This window comes from Moorena sp. SIO2C4 (assembly GCF_010672485.1).
Lineage (GTDB): Bacteria > Cyanobacteriota > Cyanobacteriia > Cyanobacteriales > Coleofasciculaceae > Moorena > Moorena producens.
On the sequence record NZ_JAAHGN010001502.1, the window covers coordinates 1 to 1,261 of the forward strand.

Genomic DNA, 1,261 nt, shown 5'->3' on the forward strand with positions numbered 1-1,261 from the left:
TCCAAATTGGCGATAAGCAAACGGTATTGATGTTTGAAAAAGAAGACGATGCTACCCGCTTTGCTTTATTGCTCGAAGCTCAGGATTTCCCAACACCCACCGTGGAAGCTATCGATCTAGAAGAGATTGAGGAGTTTTGCCAATCGGCTGGTTATGAGTCGGAGTTGGTTAGTGAAGGAATGTTGGCCATGCCACCGGAAACAAATCTAGAAAAGACGGATTGGCAACCTGACCTCAAGAAAACCGAAGAACCTGACCTCAAGAAAACCGAAGAATCAGAAATATCAGATCTAGACCGCATTCGCCGTCAGTTGGAAAATTTATTGTAAGCTGATAAAAATTTGAGGAATACATTTGAACCGTCCACCTTCAGCCGTCAACCAAACAACCAAACAACCTATCCTTCACCGAACGCCAAAGGCGAACAACCAAACAACTAAACAACCTATCCTTCACCGAACGCCAAAGGCAAATAACCTTGGCCAAAAGGCCACCCTAGGCAAACAAACTACCCTAAGGGAACGCCAAAGGCGAACAACCTTGCCCAAAAGGCCACGCTAAGCGAACAACCTTAAACCCTTAAACCAAATAACCTTCAACCAAATAACCTTCAACCTTCAACCTTCAACCAATGACTAAATAATATAATGCAAAATTTAGAACAACGGGGACATCTACTGACCGAACAGATTAATCCCAATAGTCAGAACCTTGACCAGCTGACATCCCTAGAGTTAGTCGATCTATTTAATCAAGAGGATACCAAAACCCTAGATGCGATCGCAGCAGCTCGTAGCGAGCTAGCTCAAGCCATTGACTGCACTGCAAAGGCATTGCGTCAAGGAGGATGCCTCTTCTACGTGGGAGCTGGTACCAGTGGACGCTTGGGAGTCCTCGATGCTGCCGAATGTCCCCCCACCTTTTGTACACCCCCAGACCTAGTCCAAGGGATCATTGCTGGAGGAGCAGGGGCGTTGGTGCGGAGTTCTGAAGATTTGGAAGACCGACAGGAAGATGGTGCAAAAGCGATCGCCCATCGCCGGGTACATGACCTAGATGTGGTGGTAGGCATTACCGCAGGTGGGACCACACCCTTTGTCCACGGCGCACTCCAAGAGGCACGAGGGCGGGGCGCAACCACGATTGCGATCGCTTGTGTCCCCCCTGAACAGGTCAGTATTGATGCTGATATTGATATTCGGCTGCTAGTTGGTCCGGAAGTCCTAGCTGGCTCTACTCGCCTCAAAGCCGGTACTGTCAC

3 protein-coding genes are annotated in these 1,261 nt (G+C 48.8%); all 3 read left to right on the top strand.

Annotated features, from left to right (window positions below):
• On the top strand, positions 1 to 329 hold a 329-nt coding region (locus tag F6K20_RS38980), incomplete at its 5' end, for a DUF3110 domain-containing protein (protein ID WP_287298522.1).
• Positions 330 to 354: 25 nt separating this feature from the next.
• Complete coding sequence (locus F6K20_RS38985; protein ID WP_131826930.1) at positions 355 to 561, top strand: hypothetical protein; 207 nt, start codon at positions 355 to 357, stop codon at positions 559 to 561.
• An 86-nt stretch (positions 562 to 647) separates the two neighbouring features.
• A partial coding sequence (locus F6K20_RS38990) for an N-acetylmuramic acid 6-phosphate etherase (RefSeq protein ID WP_287298524.1) occupies positions 648 to 1,261 on the top strand: 614 nt, incomplete at its 3' end.